Source organism: Sulfurospirillum sp. hDNRA2, from assembly GCF_024206095.2.
Lineage (GTDB): Bacteria > Campylobacterota > Campylobacteria > Campylobacterales > Sulfurospirillaceae > Sulfurospirillum.
In genome coordinates, this window is the sequence record NZ_CP159800.1 from 1,057,730 (window position 1) to 1,075,676 (window position 17,947).

General features: G+C 44.8%; 19 protein-coding genes. 14 read left to right on the forward strand and 5 right to left on the reverse strand.

Annotated features, from left to right (window positions below; translation table 11 throughout):
- Positions 1–144 precede the first annotated feature (144 nt).
- The 3 genes from NL930_RS05410 to NL930_RS05420 are packed head-to-tail and all read left to right on the forward strand — an operon-like array spanning position 145 to position 3,038.
- Positions 145–1,026 carry a DnaJ family protein gene (locus tag NL930_RS05410; RefSeq protein WP_039672700.1) on the forward strand — a complete coding sequence of 294 codons (882 nt, stop codon included), beginning with the start codon at positions 145–147 and terminating at the stop codon, positions 1,024–1,026.
- Positions 1,027–1,053: 27 nt separating this feature from the next.
- Positions 1,054–1,428: a heat shock protein transcriptional repressor HspR gene (locus tag NL930_RS05415; protein WP_039672699.1), complete on the forward strand. Its 375-nt coding sequence runs from the start codon at positions 1,054–1,056 to the stop codon at positions 1,426–1,428.
- A gap of 11 nt (positions 1,429–1,439) precedes the next feature.
- A complete protein-coding gene (locus NL930_RS05420) occupies positions 1,440–3,038 on the forward strand; it encodes a cation:proton antiporter (protein WP_254375925.1) in 1,599 nt (532 codons plus the stop codon).
- Here the strand turns inward: NL930_RS05420 and hemW are convergent.
- Positions 3,035–4,090, reverse strand: a complete 1,056-nt coding sequence (hemW, locus tag NL930_RS05425; protein ID WP_254375926.1) for a radical SAM family heme chaperone HemW — start codon at positions 4,088–4,090, stop codon at positions 3,035–3,037. The two genes, NL930_RS05420 and hemW, sit on opposite strands and share 4 nt — an antisense overlap.
- A 77-nt stretch (positions 4,091–4,167) precedes the next feature.
- On the opposite strand from hemW, the gene NL930_RS05430 reads away from it, so the two are divergent.
- The 11 genes from NL930_RS05430 to cmoA are packed head-to-tail and all read left to right on the forward strand — an operon-like array spanning position 4,168 to position 13,868.
- The gene (locus NL930_RS05430; RefSeq protein ID WP_039672696.1) at positions 4,168–4,638 is read left to right on the forward strand and encodes an RNA pyrophosphohydrolase; all 471 of its coding nucleotides are present in this window, start codon (positions 4,168–4,170) and stop codon (positions 4,636–4,638) included.
- A gap of 1 nt (position 4,639) precedes the next feature.
- Positions 4,640–5,842: an aspartate kinase gene (locus NL930_RS05435; RefSeq protein WP_039672695.1), complete on the forward strand. Its 1,203-nt coding sequence runs from the start codon at positions 4,640–4,642 to the stop codon at positions 5,840–5,842.
- Positions 5,843–5,845: 3 nt separating this feature from the next.
- Positions 5,846–6,397 (forward strand): HobA family DNA replication regulator, encoded by a 552-nt coding sequence (locus NL930_RS05440; RefSeq protein ID WP_039672694.1) that lies wholly within the window; start codon positions 5,846–5,848, stop codon positions 6,395–6,397.
- Positions 6,390–7,019 carry a DNA polymerase III subunit delta' gene (locus NL930_RS05445; protein WP_039672692.1) on the forward strand — a complete coding sequence of 210 codons (630 nt, stop codon included), beginning with the start codon at positions 6,390–6,392 and terminating at the stop codon, positions 7,017–7,019. The genes NL930_RS05440 and NL930_RS05445 overlap by 8 nt, the downstream gene beginning before the upstream one ends.
- Positions 7,006–8,154, forward strand: coding sequence for a dihydropteroate synthase (gene folP, locus NL930_RS05450; RefSeq protein ID WP_254375927.1), 1,149 nt, complete (start codon positions 7,006–7,008; stop codon positions 8,152–8,154). The genes NL930_RS05445 and folP overlap by 14 nt, the downstream gene beginning before the upstream one ends.
- Before the next feature lie 10 nt (positions 8,155–8,164).
- Entirely contained in the window at positions 8,165–8,923 is a 759-nt protein-coding gene (locus NL930_RS05455) for a hypothetical protein (RefSeq protein WP_254375928.1), read from the forward strand.
- Positions 8,913–9,674: a TSUP family transporter gene (locus tag NL930_RS05460; protein WP_041963385.1), complete on the forward strand. Its 762-nt coding sequence runs from the start codon at positions 8,913–8,915 to the stop codon at positions 9,672–9,674. The genes NL930_RS05455 and NL930_RS05460 overlap by 11 nt, the downstream gene beginning before the upstream one ends.
- Entirely contained in the window at positions 9,671–11,623 is a 1,953-nt protein-coding gene (gene ligA / locus NL930_RS05465) for an NAD-dependent DNA ligase LigA (protein ID WP_254375929.1), read from the forward strand. Before NL930_RS05460 ends, ligA begins: the two co-directional genes overlap by 4 nt.
- Entirely contained in the window at positions 11,613–12,326 is a 714-nt protein-coding gene (locus NL930_RS05470) for a TlyA family RNA methyltransferase (protein ID WP_060825739.1), read from the forward strand. Before ligA ends, NL930_RS05470 begins: the two co-directional genes overlap by 11 nt.
- On the forward strand, positions 12,292–13,155 hold the full coding sequence (locus tag NL930_RS05475; RefSeq protein ID WP_254375930.1) for a bifunctional riboflavin kinase/FAD synthetase: 864 nt from the start codon (positions 12,292–12,294) through the stop codon (positions 13,153–13,155). The genes NL930_RS05470 and NL930_RS05475 overlap by 35 nt, the downstream gene beginning before the upstream one ends.
- Positions 13,155–13,868: a carboxy-S-adenosyl-L-methionine synthase CmoA gene (cmoA, locus tag NL930_RS05480; protein WP_254375931.1), complete on the forward strand. Its 714-nt coding sequence runs from the start codon at positions 13,155–13,157 to the stop codon at positions 13,866–13,868. Before NL930_RS05475 ends, cmoA begins: the two co-directional genes overlap by 1 nt.
- 9 nt (positions 13,869–13,877) lie before the next feature.
- Here the strand turns inward: cmoA and NL930_RS05485 are convergent, their stop codons facing one another.
- Genes NL930_RS05485 through NL930_RS05500 form a run of 4 tightly spaced genes read right to left on the reverse strand, consistent with a single transcriptional unit; the run spans position 13,878 to position 17,807 of the window.
- On the reverse strand, positions 13,878–14,150 hold the full coding sequence (locus tag NL930_RS05485) for a hypothetical protein (protein WP_041963390.1): 273 nt from the start codon (positions 14,148–14,150) through the stop codon (positions 13,878–13,880).
- Between the two features lie 3 nt (positions 14,151–14,153).
- The gene (locus NL930_RS05490; RefSeq protein WP_060825742.1) at positions 14,154–15,179 is read right to left on the reverse strand and encodes a DHH family phosphoesterase; all 1,026 of its coding nucleotides are present in this window, start codon (positions 15,177–15,179) and stop codon (positions 14,154–14,156) included.
- Positions 15,180–15,200: 21 nt separating this feature from the next.
- On the reverse strand, positions 15,201–17,393 hold the full coding sequence (flhA, locus tag NL930_RS05495; protein ID WP_254375932.1) for a flagellar biosynthesis protein FlhA: 2,193 nt from the start codon (positions 17,391–17,393) through the stop codon (positions 15,201–15,203).
- Positions 17,394–17,402: 9 nt separating this feature from the next.
- Positions 17,403–17,807, reverse strand: coding sequence for an Rrf2 family transcriptional regulator (locus NL930_RS05500; RefSeq protein ID WP_039672671.1), 405 nt, complete (start codon positions 17,805–17,807; stop codon positions 17,403–17,405).
- Between the last annotated feature and the right edge of the window lie 140 nt (positions 17,808–17,947).

Here is a 17,947-nt window from a genome sequence, read left to right on the forward strand (position 1 = left end):
AGTAAATATTAAGCTAATGCCGGAATAAAACTTGATTGACCTAGACTAAACTTTTATGTTATAATCACTATAAATATTTTCAGGCGAAGAAGAAGCTTCTTCTTGAGAAGATGCCTCGATACATCGCTTTTGAAGGGTGATATGATGAGTAAAAGTTTATACGAAACCTTAGACGTAGCGCAAAGTGCAAGTGCCGACGAGATCAAAAAGGCGTATCGCCGTTTGGCACGTAAATACCATCCCGACGTCAATAAAGACCCTGGAGCGGAAGACAAATTTAAAGAGATCAACGCCGCATACGAAATTTTAAGCGACGAACAAAAACGCCGCCAATACGATCAATACGGCGATAGTATGTTCGGCGGACAAAATTTCCACGATTTTGCCAATGCGCAAGGCGGAGCCAATCTCGACGACATTTTACGCAGCATTTTCGGCGGCGGCGGATTTGGGGGATTCGGCGGTTCGGCACGCGGCTTTAGCGGCGGATTCGGCGGATTCGGCGGCGGCGGATTTAGCGGTTTTAACGAACCGGATTTAGACGTTAATGCTAAGATCGTCGTTCCATTTAACGTGGCGATTTTAGGCGGAAAACATTCGCTTTCTTATAACGGCGAAAGCTTTGACGTTAAGATTCCCGCAGGGATTCAAAGCGGCGAGAAAATGCGCGTGAAAGAGAAGGGTAAAAGCTATCAAGGTTACAAAGGCGATCTACTTTTAACCGTCGACGTTGCGCCGAGTCCCGAGTATGTTCGAGAAGGAGACGATTTAGTCAAGACCGTGGATATTCCTCTCAAAACGGCACTTTTCGGCGGTAAAATCACGACGGATACGCTTTACAAAGAGATTACGCTTAAAGTCAAAGAAGAGACGAAAAACGGTCAAAAATTCCGTGTGAAAGAGTACGGTGCTTTAAATCGTAAAACACAAACCAAAGGCGACCTTTATTTGGTTGCCAATATCGTTCTTCCGAGCCTTTCGTCTTTGGATCGAGACTTAAAGGCGATGATGGAAGCCAAACTTTAAACGAAGCTATCGGCAAAGGAGCGCAAAATGCATCATGGATATGAAGAACCCGTTTATCTCATCAGCGTCGTGGCGAAAGTATTGACCATTCATCCTCAAACGCTCAGACAATATGAACGCGAAGGGTTGGTTATGCCTTCTCGAACGGACGGTAAGATGCGTCTTTATTCGCAACGCGACATCGATAAAATCAAGATGATTCAACGTTTAACACGCGATCTGGGCGTCAATCTTGCCGGCGTGGATATTATCATGCAGCTCAAAGATAAAATCGATGAGTACGAAACGTTAATCGAGGGATTGCGCAATGAAATTAGCGGATTGTCGAAAAAAAGTACGCAAACGAAAAATCCGTTGGTGAAACATAAAAACAGTTATGAAATTATTCTTTTCGGAGAGTAGGGAGAAGCGTTTTGGATAATATACTGGTCATTATTTTAAGTGCGACGGCGATTGCTACCGTACTCAATATTTTATTCAAACGCATTAATCTTCCGACGATTATCGGTTATATTTTAACCGGTTTTGCGATCGCTTCGTTTTTTAATCTTCGTAACAACGACTCGTTAACGCATATCGCGGAATTCGGTATCGTTTTTTTAATGTTCACGATCGGTTTGGAATTTTCGCTTAAACACTTGCTCAGCATGAAGCGCGACGTTTTCGTTAACGGCTTTTTACAGGTTCTACTAGCCGGAGGCATTATTTCGCTTAGTGCCGAATACCTTTTCGGCATGGATCGAAAGAGTGCGATTATCGTGGGCTATGCCTTGGCACTCTCTTCAACGGCGATTGTTTTGAAGATTCTGAACGATACCGGAACGATGCATACGATCTACGGGCGAAAGTCGTTGGGTATCTTGTTGTTTCAAGATATTGCCGTGATTCCGATCTTGTTGATGATCAATATTTTTTCCAATCAGACCAGTACGCTCTCGTCGCTTTTGTTGGAAACGTTGATTAGTGCGGTCATTATTTTAGGACTGATGTACCTCATCGGAAAATATTTATTGAATCGTTTTTTATCGCTCGTGGTATGGGCGGATACGCAAGAAATTTTTATCGCGTCGGTGTTATTGTTGGTCGTCGGAGCTTCATTTTTAGCGCATACGTTTGGATTTTCATACTCTTTAGGTGCTTTTTTAGCGGGCATGATGATGTCCGATACGCAGTATAAACATCAAATCGAAGCAGACTTGGTTCCCTTCCGCGACATTTTACTCGGTCTGTTTTTTATTACCGTCGGTATGCAAATCGATATTGCCTTGATCGAAAAACACTACGATTGGATTTTGATTCTTTTAGCGGCTATTTTGGCGATTAAAATCGGGGTCGTTTATGTGATACTCGTGTGGAGGCAAGGCAGTCGTATTGCGCTTAAAACGGCTTTGGCATTGTGTCAGGGCGGCGAATTTTCGCTTGCGGTCTTAGCGTTGGCGAGCTCTTCTTCGCTTTTAAGTCAGGCTACGGTACAAGTTTTAATCGTTACGGTCGTTATTTCGATGGTTTTAACGCCCTTTATTCTCAAAAATATGCAAAAAATCGTTAATGCTATTACCAAAGAGCCCAACGTCGGTGATTTTAGAATTCACTCATCAGGCATCAAAGATCATATTATCGTCTGCGGATACGGAAAGCTCGGGCAAGAGATCGTTTATCGATTGAAAAAAATGAACGTTAATTATTTGGTATTGGAACACGACATTACACTCGTCAAGCTCGGGCAAAGCAGAGGCGAACCCGTTTACTTCGGAAATGCCGCCGAAAAAATTATTTTAAAAAATGCCTTTGTCGAAGATGCCAAAGCGGTGATTATCGCCATTAACAACGAGAAAAAGCTGATTTTACTCTGTGAAGTGCTTAAATCTTTCGGAACACCGATCAAAATCGTTGCTAAAGCCAGTGACTTTGAAGAGAAAAAACTGCTCAAAGCCTTACAGATTCGCCACATCGTCAATGAAGGACGCGAAGCGGCGAAAGCTCTTTTGAAAGAGGCGATGGAAGCATCTTAACGCGTGAGAAAAAGTGCCAGTTCGTCGCTGAGAAAATAATCCTGATTGAAAAGACGATCGTTGTTTTGCACGAGTTTTTTCTCATGAAGCAAAATGGCGGCATTTTCACGCTCTCGTTGCGATAACAGCGATGTTAGAACGCCGACGTTGCTGCGCAATCCTAAAAAAATCTTTTCGACATGTAAGTCTTCTAGGCTGAGCATTTCGGTACGTCTTTCCAGAGGATTTTGCACGTATGCTTCGATTTCGCTCGGAGGATAAAAACGCCGATCGTCGAAAAACCCGACCGCTCCGGCACCGATTCCCATATAATTTTCATGTAGCCAATACCCTGTGTTATGCCTGCTTTGGTAACGTCCGAAGTTGGAGATTTCGTATTGGGGGAAGCCCGCCTTGACGATAGACGCGACAAAAGCGCGTGCGAGCTCTTCGGAGGGATTGGTCGTCTCGTTTCGTCCGAAAAAAGGCGTGTTTTCTTCTAGCGTGAGCGCGTAAGCACTGATGTGATTGATCGGAAGAGAACACGCAATACGCAAGTCTTCGTTTAAAAGTGCTTCCGTGTCGTACGCCGTTGCGTAAATGAGATCGACGGAGAGGTTTCGTATACCGGCGTTAAAAGCGTTTTCGACGGCACGAATCGCCGTGGAGGGCGTATGATTGCGTCCTAAGAAGGCAAGCTTTTGCGCATGGAAACTTTGTACGCCGAAACTGATGCGGTTGACGCCCAAAGCGTGCATGGTTTGTAACCACGAAGGGGTCGCCGAATGCGGGTTTGCCTCGGTCGTGATTTCGGCATCCGGAGTCAAATAGGGCGTTATAAGCGCAAAAAAAGGCTCGTACCATGCCGCTTCGATGCAAGAAGGCGTTCCGCCTCCTATAAATAACGAACGGATGCTTTGTTTTTCGATAGTGTTTTGTTCTAGTTCAAAACGGAGTTGATCGTTAATCGCCGACATGTAAGCTTTTTTGAGCGTTGATTTAGTGTCGTACGAGTTAAAGGCGCAGTAATGGCACTTACTGTCGCAAAAAGGGATATGAAGGTAGGCTAGCACGGGATTCCTCGGTATCAAGCAAGTTTAATGACTTTTTGGCTACTATTTTAACAAAAATATAGAGGTAATGTATAAGCATGGAATCTCCAAAACGATACAGACCCAATGTTGCCGCCGTCATCGTCTCCGATAAATATCCGTTTAAGTGCGAGCTTTTTATTGCCAGCCGCAGCGATATCGAAGGTGCATGGCAATTTCCTCAAGGAGGCATTGACGCGGGGGAAACTCCCAAAGATGCGCTTTACCGAGAGCTTGAAGAGGAAATCGGCACGGCAGAGGTAGAGATTATCGCCGAATTTCCCGAATGGCTACAGTACGATTTTCCTCAAAAGATAGCCCAAAAAATGTACCCTTTTGACGGACAGAGTCAAAAGTACTTTTTAGTCAGGCTTAAAAAAGACGCTAAGCTCAATTTGGCGACGAAAGAGCCGGAATTTAACGACTATAAATTTGTCGCGTTAGAAGAGATTTTCGATTTTATCACCTATTTCAAGCGTCCGGTATACAAACAAGTGTTAGAATATTTTAAAAAAGAAGGGTATTTGTAAGATGTTGATCGTCCAGAAATATGGCGGTACGAGTGTCGGAAACGTCGAAAGAATCGACGCGGTGGCCGCTAGAGTGATTGAAAGTAAAAAAGCAGGACACGATCTTGTCGTGGTCGTTTCCGCTATGAGCGGAGAGACCAATAAATTGTTGGAATTTGCGGGATTTTTTAGTCAAACGCCCAATCATCGCGAAGTTGACATGTTGCTCAGTTCGGGCGAACGCGTTACAAGCGCGTTGCTGGCTATCGCATTGGAAGCCAAAGGCTATCCCGCCGTTTCCATGAGCGGAAGACGTGCCGGTATCGTGACCGATACGATTCATACCAAAGCTAGAATCGAGTATATCGATACGACGGAGATGAAAAAAACACTCGGTGAAGGTAAAATTATCGTCGTTGCGGGTTTTCAAGGCGTTAGCGATAACGGCGAAGTTACGACGCTCGGACGCGGCGGTAGCGATTTGTCCGCCGTAGCGGTTGCCGGAGCGTTGGAAGCGGATCTTTGTGAGATTTATACCGATGTGGACGGCGTGTATACGACCGACCCTCGAATCGAGCCTAAAGCTAAAAAACTCGATAAGATTAGCTACGAAGAGATGTTGGAACTTGCCAGCTTGGGTGCAAAAGTGTTGCAAAGCCGTTCGGTCGAATTGGCGAAGAAACTCAACGTCAACTTGGTAACGCGCAGTAGTTTTAACCATCATGAAGGAACACTCATTACAAAGGAAGAAAATATTATGGAACAACCGTTAGTGAGCGGCATCGCTTTAGATAAAAATCAAGCACGCGTGACGCTTCGAGGCGTTACCGATAAACCGGGTATTGCCGCAGAGATTTTTCAAAAATTAGCCGATTGCAACGTAAACGTCGATATGATTATTCAAAACGTAGGGTATGACGGTACGACGAACCTCGGTTTTACCGTACCGCAAAACGAGCTTGAAGTGACCAAACAAGCGATGAGCGAACTCAAAGCCAGCGAGATTATGCAATACGACAGCGACATCGTTAAAGTTTCCGTCGTCGGCGTGGGTATGAAATCGCACAGCGGCGTTGCCTGCAAAGCGTTTTCCACGATGGCAAAAGAGGGCATCAATATCGAGATGATCAGCACGAGCGAAATTAAGATTTCGATGGTCATTCAGGCAAAATACGGTGAGCTTGCCGTTCGAGCCCTTCATAGCGCATACCAGCTGGATAAATAGTTAATGCAACAGTTCTTAAAGTGGACCTTAGAGCAAATACGCAAAGACGGCTCTTCGATGAGCTGGATGGAAGAGAAGCGGTTCGAATGGGTGCCGCTTTGTGCTTCCATGCTTAAAAATTTACTCGATGGGCATACCTTTATCGTCGTAACGGACGATGATAGGGCGTGGTTTTGCCATTACCTGCTTCGCGCGGTCAATAATCGTCAGAAAAATCGTCCGCTTTTACCTTTCATTGCGTTGCAAACACTTTATCCCAATTTGTATCAGGTCAAAAATAACGAAGACATCGAGCTTTTAGAAGATATGCTCTCTCAAGCGTTTCCCGGCGGTTATACCTTCTTTTACGTCGGTAAGAACAGCGATATTAAAATGCAAATCGCTAAACGCAAAGACGATAGTTTTATGTGGATTATGGACGAACATATCCAAAACAGTTTCTATCTTTTAAGTGACGATGACAGTTTGGATATTAAATTGATTCAACTTTTTAGACTTCTCGATAAAAGTATCGATGCCGTGCTTTTTGCTGAGGTTGCGTTTGAAAATGAGTGACGAAGAGGTTTTAAGCCATATTTTTATTTGTAAAAATGTGGAAAAAGCCAAAGAGCATTTAAGCCTTTTGTTGGATAAAAAGAGGCATCTGTTTTTTGTAAAAGACGAATTTTTGATGGAAGACGCCAAAGAGGTTATCAAAGAGGCGTACGTCGCTGAAGCGGCAGATAAATACCTGATTTTGGTCGCAAAAAGCTACCGTATCGAAGCTCAAAACGCACTTTTGAAAATTTTAGAAGAACCGCCGCGTCACATCGTTTTTATCGTCGTCGCCCCTTCAAAAACGGCGCTTCTCCCGACGATTCGTTCCCGATTGGCGTATAAGGAATTAGCGGTCGAACACGAACGCGTTCGCAGCGAACTTGCGCTTTCCAAACTGGATATTTCCGATATTTACGCATTTGTGCAAGCCCATCAAACGATCGAAAAAAATGCGCTCAAAGAGTTGGTACAAGGGATCGTTTACGAAGCGATTCACGAACATCGTCTCCATTTTAGCGAGAAGGAGCTGGAGCATTTTCAAAAGCTTTTGCATTTGGTCGAGCTCAATTCCAGACCGCAAACGATTCTCACGTCGCTTTTGCTTTCCGTGATGTTAAGGAAACACCGTGAAACTCTATGAACTTTCGTCTGCTTCCGATGTCAAAACGGTTTTGGAGCGTCTGGGCGTTACGCACGAAGGGCAGAAGCTTTTAGTTCCAAAAAGCAGATTGCACTTGATTTATATCCGTGATCTTAAAACACCGGCGGCCAATATCTTAAAACAAGATGCACTCAGTATCGGTGCGGATTTGGCAGTACCCAAAGAGACGGTGACATGTAGCGTTCCTTTGGTTGATGCGCTCTTGATTGCCAACGAAAAACAGCTCAAAGAGCTGATTCAAAAAGAAAAAGCACAACCTTTCGGACTCAAAACGGTTTCCGAAGCGTTGACATCGCTTGTAAAGCAGCCCGTTGATGACAATGCCTTCGAGGTGATGGGCGTCGTGAATGCTAATGAAGACAGTTTTTTTCAAGGCAGTCGTTTTCACGGAGACGCCGCGTTATCGCATATCGTATCGATGATCGACGAGGGAGCTACGATCATCGATTTGGGCGGCGTTTCCAGCCGCCCCGGAAGCCTCGGCGTTAGCGAAGAGGAAGAACTTTCGCGCGTCCGTCCGATTATCGATTTGATTGCGCACCATAACCTGACATGTAAGGCACGTTTTTCGTTAGATAGCTATTCGCCGCTTTGCCTCGAATACGCACTCTCACATGGTTTTTCGATCGTAAACGATATTACCGCTTTGTCCGACGATGCGGTGGCGCGCGTTGCGGCAAAATACCGAGCGACGGTTGTTTTGATGCATATGCAAAACGATCCTACGACGATGCAATGCGAGCCCGTTTACGATAACGTTGTTTTAGCCGTCGATGCATTTTTCGAAGAGCGCATCGAAAAGGCGAAACGATTTGGAATTTCCGATATGATTTTAGACGTAGGCATCGGTTTTGGAAAAACGCTTGAGCATAATTTACAACTTTTGAAGCATCATGCCCACTTTTTGCACTTCGGCTATCCGCTTTTAATCGGAGCGAGTCGAAAATCGATGATCGACAAAATTATTCCCACGCCCATCGAAGAGCGATTGCCCGGCACGCTTGCCTTGCATCTCAAAGCTTACGAAGAGGGTGCGACGATCATCCGTGCGCATGATGTTAAAGCACATGTACAAGCCCTGAGTGTGTTTAAAGCACTCCATTTGACTGTTTAGGATAGTAATTGTGGAAAAAATAATGGATCTTTTAAATCGTATCAGCACGCTTTATGCGATTCCTCAATGGATCGTCAATAGCGGTGCTATCACGATTTGCATTATATTGGTCGCTTCGCCTTTTGTAGCACGTTTTTTAATGCGACCTAAGTATTATAAATTTCGTGAAATGCTTTTATTTAAAGTGTTATGGCGATGGAAATACAAAAAAGGCGACATTATCGCGCTTTGGTGTTATTGTCCGAAGTGCCGCGCAATGTTGTTTTGCGATGACGAAAATTGTCGGACGACGGACGTTTTACAAGATAAAATTACCTTTTTCGTGTGTAACGAATGCGGCGGAAACGAACTCGGGCGCGTGGTAGGCGGCGATAGACGCTATGCGCTCAGTTTGGTCAGACGCGATATTTGGAGGCATATTAAAGACGGAACGTATAACGAGGTTGCCAAAGCGACCAAAGAGGCTTTGGAACTGTTGCAACACCTTGAAGAGGAACGAAAAGCAGAACTTCACGATACTACGCAAGAACCGTCCACGTTGCAAGAGGCGATGTCGACGGAATCTCTAAGTGAAGAACCTATCCTCGAAAAAGAAACGCCTCAAGAACCCTTAAACAATACCGATGAACATGCAAATGAGCTTTTGCCCACAGAAGAAGCGTCGCAATCAAACGATGATGCTTCCATACCTCCTCAAGAGGAACAAAATAACGAAAAGCAAGGGAACGTAGAGGAAGCAAAACCTGAGGCAGAGCGTCATGGAGTTTGAGTTTTACTACTATCTCATTTTTCTTGCGACGGGCGTGATTGCCGGATTTATCGATTCGATTGCCGGAGGCGGAGGGATTATCACGATTCCCGTTTTGTTGGCTTCGGGTATGCCGCCGCATATTGCTCTTGCGACCAATAAACTCCAAGGAACGTTTGGAAGCGGTATGGCGTCGTTCAATTTTATTCGCAAAGGCTTCATTCACTGGCGTGAAGTTGCTATCGGCGTTTGGTATACGTTTATCGGCGCGGCGCTTGGAACGTATGCTATTTTGCTTTTAGACGCAAGCGTGTTGGCGAAGACGATTCCTTTGATGCTCGTCGCTATTTTTGTTTATACGCTCTTATCGCCGAAAATGGGCGAAAACGATCGTCACGCTTATTTGGGACGGCATCTTTTTTTCCTGATTTTCGGTTTAGGTATTGGTTTTTACGACGGATTTTTCGGTCCGGGAACGGGTACGTTTTGGACGATTGCCTTGGTTGCGCTTTTAGGTTTAAATCTTAAAAAAGCGACGGCTCAAACGAAAGTGATGAACTTTACGAGCAACGTCGTCTCCTTAGCGGTTTTCCTGTACAGCGGCAATGTTTTACTCTTAGTAGGTCTCTTAATGGGTATAGGTCAACTGATCGGTGCCTACGTGGGCTCCAACATGGTCATTCACAAAGAGGTAAAGTTTATTCGACTCTTTTTTTTAACGATGGTTGCTTTGACGCTCATCAAACTTATTTACGGTAGTTATTTTTCATGACACATCACGATTATTTAGACAAAGTCTCCTTGGCAAACACGTGGGCGAAAGCCTATTACGTCGATGACGCTCCTTTGGCGAGCGATGAAGAGTATGACCTTCTGTATCATGAGATCGTAGCGTACGAACAAGCCAATCCGCTTTTAATCGACGAGAGCAGTCCGACCAAACGCGTCGGCGGCAAGGTGCTTGAGGGTTTTGAAAAAGCGGCTCACGGCGCGCGTATGTGGAGTATGGAAGACGTATTCGATCAGTTTGAACTTGATGCGTGGATCGAACGGGTCAAAAAAGTGAAAGAAACGTTTACGTTTTATTGCGAACCCAAATTCGACGGAGCCAGTTTGAACCTCATTTACGAACACGGCTTTTTAAAACAGGCGATTACGCGAGGCGATGGAAGTATCGGCGAAGACGTCACGCAAAACGTTAAAACGATTGCATCGATTCCTTTAACGATAGAGCATCAAGGTTTGCTTGAAATCAGGGGCGAGGTCGTGATCAAAAAAGCCGATTTCGAGCGTTTAAACGACGAACGCCTTTGTGCGGGCGAAGCCCTTTTCGCCAATCCGCGAAATGCCGCCGCGGGCAGTTTACGGCAGTTGGATACGAGTGTGACCTCAAAGCGTAAGTTAATGTTTTATCCTTGGGGTATCGGGATGAATTCCTTGACGCAGAGCCGATTGAGCGAACGTATGGCGTATGTATACGGTTTGGGTTTTTTAAAGCCTCCGCGTATTCTCGTGACGTCTCATATCGAAGCGGTTCATGACCTCTATAACGAACTGATCGCGACACGCGACGCGATTGAAATGATGATGGACGGTATGGTCGTGAAAATCGACGAAATCGCACTGCAAGAAGAGCTAGGCTACACGGTGAAATACCCGCGTTGGATGGTTGCATTTAAATTTCCGGCGATCGAAAAAGTAACGACGATCAACGCTATTACCCTTCAAGTCGGACGTACGGGCGTGGTAACGCCCGTGGCGGAGGTCGAAGCGGTCAATATCGAGGGCGTTATCGTCGAACGTGCAACCTTGCATAACTTTGACGAGATAGAGCGCAAGGATATTCGCATTCACGATACCGTGATTATTATTCGAAGCGGCGACGTTATTCCTAAAATTATTAAAGTGCTCGAATCAAGGCGTAAGGGCAACGAAATCGTTCCGAAGCGTCCGACGCATTGTCCCGTCTGCGGCGAAGAGCTTTTGGACGAAGGGGCGTTGATTAAGTGTCAAAACCTTTCGTGCGACGCAAGGATTTTAGGGGCGATGATTCACTTTGCGTCTAAAAAAGCACTCAACATCGACGGGCTCGGCGACAAAATTATCGAGCAGCTTTATGCGCAAAAATTGATCTTACATGTCAAAGACCTTTTTACGCTTACAATGGATGATCTTTTAACCTTAGAAGGCTTTAAAGAGAAAAAAGCACGCAATCTTTTGGAGGCGATTGCGTCGTGCAAAGGCGTCGCGTTAGAAAAATTTATCAATGCCTTAGGGATTGAGCATATCGGCGAAGTGGCGGCAAAGAAAATCGCACGCGCATTCGGCAACGAATGGCTACAGGCGCATTACGACGCGGTCATTGCGTTAGAGGGATTCGGCGAGGAGATGGCGAAAAGCTTGATGGAGTTTATTCGCGTTAATGCTCAAGAAACACAAGAATTGATGGCGATTTTAGAACCTACATGTCAGAAATTGGAGATTACCGAGTCGGTTTTTACGGGGAAAACCGTTGTTTTAACGGGTGCGATGAGCGAATCTCGCGATGCGATTAAAGAGCGGCTTGAAAAACTGGGGGCAAAAGTCAGCGGGAGCGTTTCCAAAAAAACCGACTTCGTAATTTACGGCGACGATGCGGGAAGCAAACTCTCCAAAGCGCAAGAACTCGGCGTTAAAACTCTCAGCGAACACGAAATGGCGGAGATGCTTGATGAGGCTTGATCGCTACGTTTTTGAACACGGGTTTGCGCAAAGCCGCAATAAAGCTTCCGAGCTGATCGCCGAGGGGAGTGTTTGGGTCAACGGACACGTTGAGAAAAAAAGTGCTTACGAAGTCGTAGCGAACGATTGCGTCGAAGTGAGTAAGATTCATGCTTATGTGAGCCGTGCGGGGCTTAAATTGCGTGGATTTTTAAACGAATACCGCATGATCGAAGCCCAAGATCAAGAAGTTTTGGATATCGGAAGCAGTACGGGCGGATTTGTGCAGGTATGGTTGGAAGAGGGGGCACGCTCGATTACGGCGGTCGACGTCGGAAGCGAGCAGTTACATGTCAGTTTACGTGAAGATGAACGTATTTTGGTCTACGAAAATACCGACATTCGCACGTTTACCCCAGAAAAAACCTACGGTATCGTCAGTTGCGACGTCTCGTTTATCGGTCTGACGACGATTCTAGAAAGCATCGATCGTTTAGCACACGACTGGATTATTCTTTTGTTTAAACCCCAGTTCGAAGTCGGCAAAGAGGTTAAACGCTCTTCCAAAGGCGTGGTTAAAGATAGCTCGGCTATCATTCGCGCACAACATCGCTTTGAAGCACACGCTCTTTCTTTCGGATGGACGTTGGTTTCCAAATGCGATTCAACGCTTCAAGGAAAAGAGGGGAATGTTGAAACGTTCTACTGTTTTAAAAAAAGATAGCGTCGATACCCTTGCCATCGGCAGTTTTGACGGTATGCACGTTGGGCACAGACAACTTTTAAAACACCTTGGAGCTAACGGTGCGCTTTTTGTGATCGACAAAGATCAAGCCAATCTGACTCCGGGCGTTAAGCGTAGCGAATATGCGGGCTATCCGTGTATGTTTTTTCATTTTCTCAAAGTAAAAAATATGAGCGGCGAAGAGTTTGTCGCACTGCTTAAACGCGAATTTATTCATCTCAAAAAACTGGTCGTCGGATACGATTTTTGTTTCGGCAAACACCGTTCGTGTACGGCAATCGATTTACGTACCTTTTTTGACGGCGAAGTCGTCATCGTGGACGAGTTTAGCTATCGAGGCGTTTCGGTTCACTCGAGTGCGATCCGCGACTACTTAAAAGAAGCAAAACTAGAAGAAGCAAACCGTTTTTTAGGGCGTGAATACGCAATAATCGGCGACGTGATTGCGGGGCAGGGGATCGGTAAATCACACCTTTTTGCCACGCTCAATCTCAAAGTACACGAATATCTGATTCCCGCCGAGGGCGTTTATGCAACGCGTACGAAAATTCGCGATTGTATTTACGACTCGGTTTCGTTTATCGGCGTTCGAGAGAGCACGGACGGACGCTTTTCGATTGAAACGCATATCTTAGACCTCGATATCGGTAACGTTGAAGGCAGCGTACAACTCTCTTTTGTGCATTTTCTACGTGAAAACAGACGATTTGAAAGCTTGGAGGCGTTAAAACAAGAGATTCAAACGGATATTCAAAAAGCACGTCTCTTTTTGAAAACATGCCGTTTTTATTTGGGAGATTTTTCGTGATGGACGATACGCTTTTTTCAAAACCGATTTCGAAACAGTTTGAATTCGACGAAGACGTTGCCGTCGTTTTCGACGACATGTTGGAACGTTCTATCCCTTTTTACAAAGAAGTCATTGAATTGACATGCGATTGTATCGTACGGCACGTTTCTCCTTGCGCGTCGATCGTGGATTTGGGGTGTTCGACCGCGAACACGCTTTTGACGCTTTATAAAAAAAGCGATAAAAGCTATCGGTTGTTGGGCGTCGATAATTCCGAAGCGATGCTACATCTAGCACGGCAAAAAGTGCATGCGTACGGAGCGCAGATGAGTTTTCTCAACGCCGACATTACCGAAGTGGCACTCGAACCCCACGATGCGATTATCGCCAATTATATGCTTCAGTTTATTCGCCCTTTACAGCGAAGTGCGTTTGTTCAAAAACTCTATGATGCCCTCAAGCCTCAGGGTATTTTTCTTTTGAGCGAAAAAATCGTTTTTGACGATAAAGTGCTTAACAAGCAGATGATTGACGTATATTACGATTTTAAACGCAAACAAGGCTATAGCGATTTTGAGATAGCGCAAAAGCGCGAAGCTTTGGAAAACGTTTTGATTCCTTATACCGAACAAGAAAATAAAGCGATGCTGGAAGAGGTTGGATTTGAAACGATAGAGACGCTTTTTAAATGGGGAAATTTTGCAACGTTTATCGCAAAGAAAAAGGGGTAAATCCCCTTTTTAATGCTGTGGGTGGAATAATTTAGGGTATTTGTTTTTCATATAGGTAATGACTTCGATAATCTCGTCGAATCCCATCTCTGCATCGTCGTCTTCGTCTTCAAAAACTTCGTCGATACTTTTTAAATAAAGATCAATCGCTTTAGGAAGGTCTTCTTTTTTCGCACCCGCAAAAAAGAGTGCCGCACCTAACATGTCGGCTAATTGCATCGCCATCTCTTCGATCTCTTCTTCGGCGCGTTGAAGTTCGTGTTGAAGGTCTTTCTTTTCCATAGATTATCCTTTTGACGCGATAATATTCGTCACTTGTGACTTAATCGCATCATACGTAAACGCATCTTTAAAACTGCTGAGAAGTCCTCCGCTTGCGTTGTGATGTCCGCCGCCGTTTGCAAGGTGTGCCGCCATCTTACTGACGTCGACTTTACCGTTGGAGCGTAGACTGATTGTCTTTTTCGAGGTAACGTCCATGAAAAAATCGAAATCGGGATTGGCGGTTAAAAAGTCGTTTCCGATAATCGAGACGTTTCCGATGTTGTACGTGAGAATCCCTTGGTACTCTTTGTAGGTGATGCGCATTTTCTCTTTGGCATTGCTTAGTAACACGACGTTGTATGCGGAAACAAGATTGCTAAGCGTATCGTTTTTATCCGTTTGAAAAAAAGCTTTTTTCAAGCCGTGTACCGCATCGTCCAAGGCGATATGCGCACCCTCTTGCGTAAAAAAAGCCTGTGCATTGTGAAGAAGGTTGAAAATATAAGCGGTATTTTCGTGCGGAAACATCACTTTATTGACCTCTTTAGCACCGCTAACCATTCCCATGCAGACTTTGCCGAGCTCAAAATGAGGGTCGTTTTCGAGCCAAATATCGACGGCGTTTACGACATCGACGAAATGCGAAAGTTTCGCATCGTGACCGTAAATGGAACTAAAAAAATCGTAGGTAATTTTAGTGGCGCAACGCATGGAATCGAGGTAATACCATTCAAACGTTTCGGCGCATTCAAAGCCGGATTTATGATGATCCAACAAGAGCAGTTGAATCTCTTTTTCGCAAATCGTGGCTTTGGATTCAAACTCCTTAGCCTGCTCCATCGTAAGGTTTAAATCGGTGATGAGAATGACGTGTTTCTCGATGGAAGAAGCTTGGATGGATTCTAAAATTTGGTTGAAGCATTCGTTGATTTCTTTGCCGTAGTTGGAATTGTAAAATACGATAGAATCAAAATAGCGTGCACTCACCATCTGACAACCGTAGCCGTCTAGGTCCGTATGCGAGAGGTGGTGGAGAAGATAATTCATAAAAATCCTTACATGTAAAGTTTAAAGTTTGTCGATTTCGATGGAACCCATCACCTCGAATTTTGAAGCCGAATCGATCTCGGCATGCGAAAGAACGACGATATCGAGACCGAACTTTTCAAAAATGTCCGATAACGATTTGCGAAGCATCGGATCGACGATGATAATGACCGGTGCGACGCCTTTATGCAAAAGCTTTCCCGCTTCGTCGCTGCAGACTTTAACGAGCAAATTGATTTGACCGATGTTGAGCATCAAATCGCGCACGCCGTCGCGTTCTTTCAGCGAATCTAACAGTTTTTGTTCGGTTGCGGCATTAAACGTTAAAAGCTTTAAAACGCCGTTTTCGTCTTTGTACAGTTTCGTAATGACGCGGGCAAGCCGTGCGCGCACCTGTTCGACGATAATCGAGACGTTTTTCGTCACTTCGGCAATGTCGCTGATCGTCTCGATGATCGTGAGCAGATCTTTAATCGGAATTTTTTCATGCAACAAGGCTTTGAGCACTTTTTGAATCAAACCGATATTGGCAACTTTGAGACAATCTCCCACAACGACCGGATAATCTTTTTGGAGTTTATCGACGAGGCTTTGCACCTCTTGGCGCGTGAGCAACTCTTCGGAGTATTTTTTAATCAATTCGCTTAAATGCGTTGAAATAACGGTCGCCGGATCGACCGTCGTATAGCCTTTGATAATCGCGTCTTCTTTAATATTGGCGTCAATCCAAATCGCATCCAGTCCGAAAGCCGGCTCTTTGGTCGGGATACCTTGAACTTTATCGATGGTCAAGCCGCTGTCCATCGCCAAAAATTTATCGGGATAGATTTCGCCGCTACCGATTTCGATGCCTTTTAATAAAAGTTGATAATGGTTCGGCGCAAGATGTAAGTTATCGCGGATACGAACTTGCGGGATCAAATAACCAAAATCGGAGGCAATTTTGCGACGCATACTTTTCACGCGATCCAGAAGGTCTCCGCCTTGTGCGGGATCGGCTAATTTGATGAGTTGATACCCCAAGTCAAGCTCTAAAATTTCCAATTTTAAAATATCGTTGAGCGTGTTTTCTTCTTCTTTGCGCAACTCTTCGGGACTTTTTTTCGGAGCTTGGGACGTTTGTGCCTTTGCTTCGGCTTCTTGCTTGGCTTTTTGCACGGCTGCGGGCGTGGATGCAAAAAAAGATTGTAGTGAAAAATGGCCGTCGTGCGTTTGTTTGATCAAGTACGCCAATCCTAAAAAGATCAATCCGACAAATGCGAGCGAAAGACTCGGAAGCCCTGGAACCAAGGCAAAAAGAACTAAAATAAAGCCGACGATCGCCAAGGTTTTGTAGTCGCCGAAGAGTTGGTTGACCGCTCCGTCGGAAAAGCTCGATTCATCGGCTTTATTGGCGCGTGTGATGATAATACCCGTCGCGGTCGAGGTGATGAGTGCGGGAAGTTGGGAGACCAGACCGTCCCCGATCGTTAAAATCGTATACGTCGATGCACTGGTCGCCAAATCGAGGCCGTGTTGAAACGCTCCGATTAAAAAGCCGCCGATAATGTTAATGATCGTAATGATAATACCCGCGACCGCGTCGCCTTTGACGAATTTACTCGAACCGTCCATCGCTCCGTAAAAATTGGCTTCTTGAATAATCTCTTCACGGCGTTTACGTGCGGCTTTTTCATCGATCAGTCCTGCATTAAGATCCGCATCGATCGCCATTTGTTTTCCGGGCATCGCATCTAGGGTAAAACGTGCCGCAACTTCCGCAACGCGGGTCGAACCTTTGGTAATAACCATAAAATTGATTAAAACGAGAATTGAAAAGACGATAACGCCGATAACGTAATTACCGCCGACGACGAATTGTCCGAAGCTAGAAATTATCTCGCTTACCGCGTCTGGTCCATTGTGTCCGTTAGTTAAAATCATACGCGTCGTCGAAATGTTCAATGCCAAACGATAGAGCGTAATAATCAAAATAAGCGTCGGAAACGTTGTCAAATCGGTCGGTTTAGGGATATAAAGCGAAATCAGAATAATCAAAACGGAGATCGACAATGAAATAACAAGAAAAAAATCGAGTACGGGACTGGGAAGCGGAACGATGATAATCGCTAAAATCGCAACGATAAAAACGACAATCGTTAAGTCTTTCGACTTAATGATCGGTTCTAAATACGGGATAATACGCCTGAGCAACTCATTTTGATTTTTTGCCAATAAAGACCTCTAAATTTCGATAATATCTTTAAGTGTCATATTATCCAAAAAATGGTCAATTTTTGATTGAAGTCTATTTAAGATCGGCCAAACGCGGCAAAAATCACCTTTGCCTCCGGGGCATTTTTGCGATGACGGAGAACATTCGAAGACAACGGTTTGTTTTTTTTCGGCACATTCGACAATGGCTTTAAGCGTTAATTCGTCCGGTTTTTTTGCCAGCATAAAACCGCCGTGAGCGCCTTTAAAAGAGCTTAAAATATTTTCTTTGGCAAGAGATTGGAGGATTTTGGCTAAGAAGCTTTTGGAAATACCTAATTGGTTTGAGAGCGTATCGACGTCTTGCGGCGAGTTTTTTTGTGCAATAATAATCAGTGACAATAGAGCGTATTCGCTAGCTTTGGTTAAGAGCATCCATGCATCCTCGGTTTTCTTTAATTAAGAGAAATATTGTACTAAATAAACGTTAGAGTTAGCTTTAATTCATAAGATAATTCGTATGCGTTGCCTCAAAATGTTACGGAAGGGTTTATTGACAATTTTCGTTCTTTAAG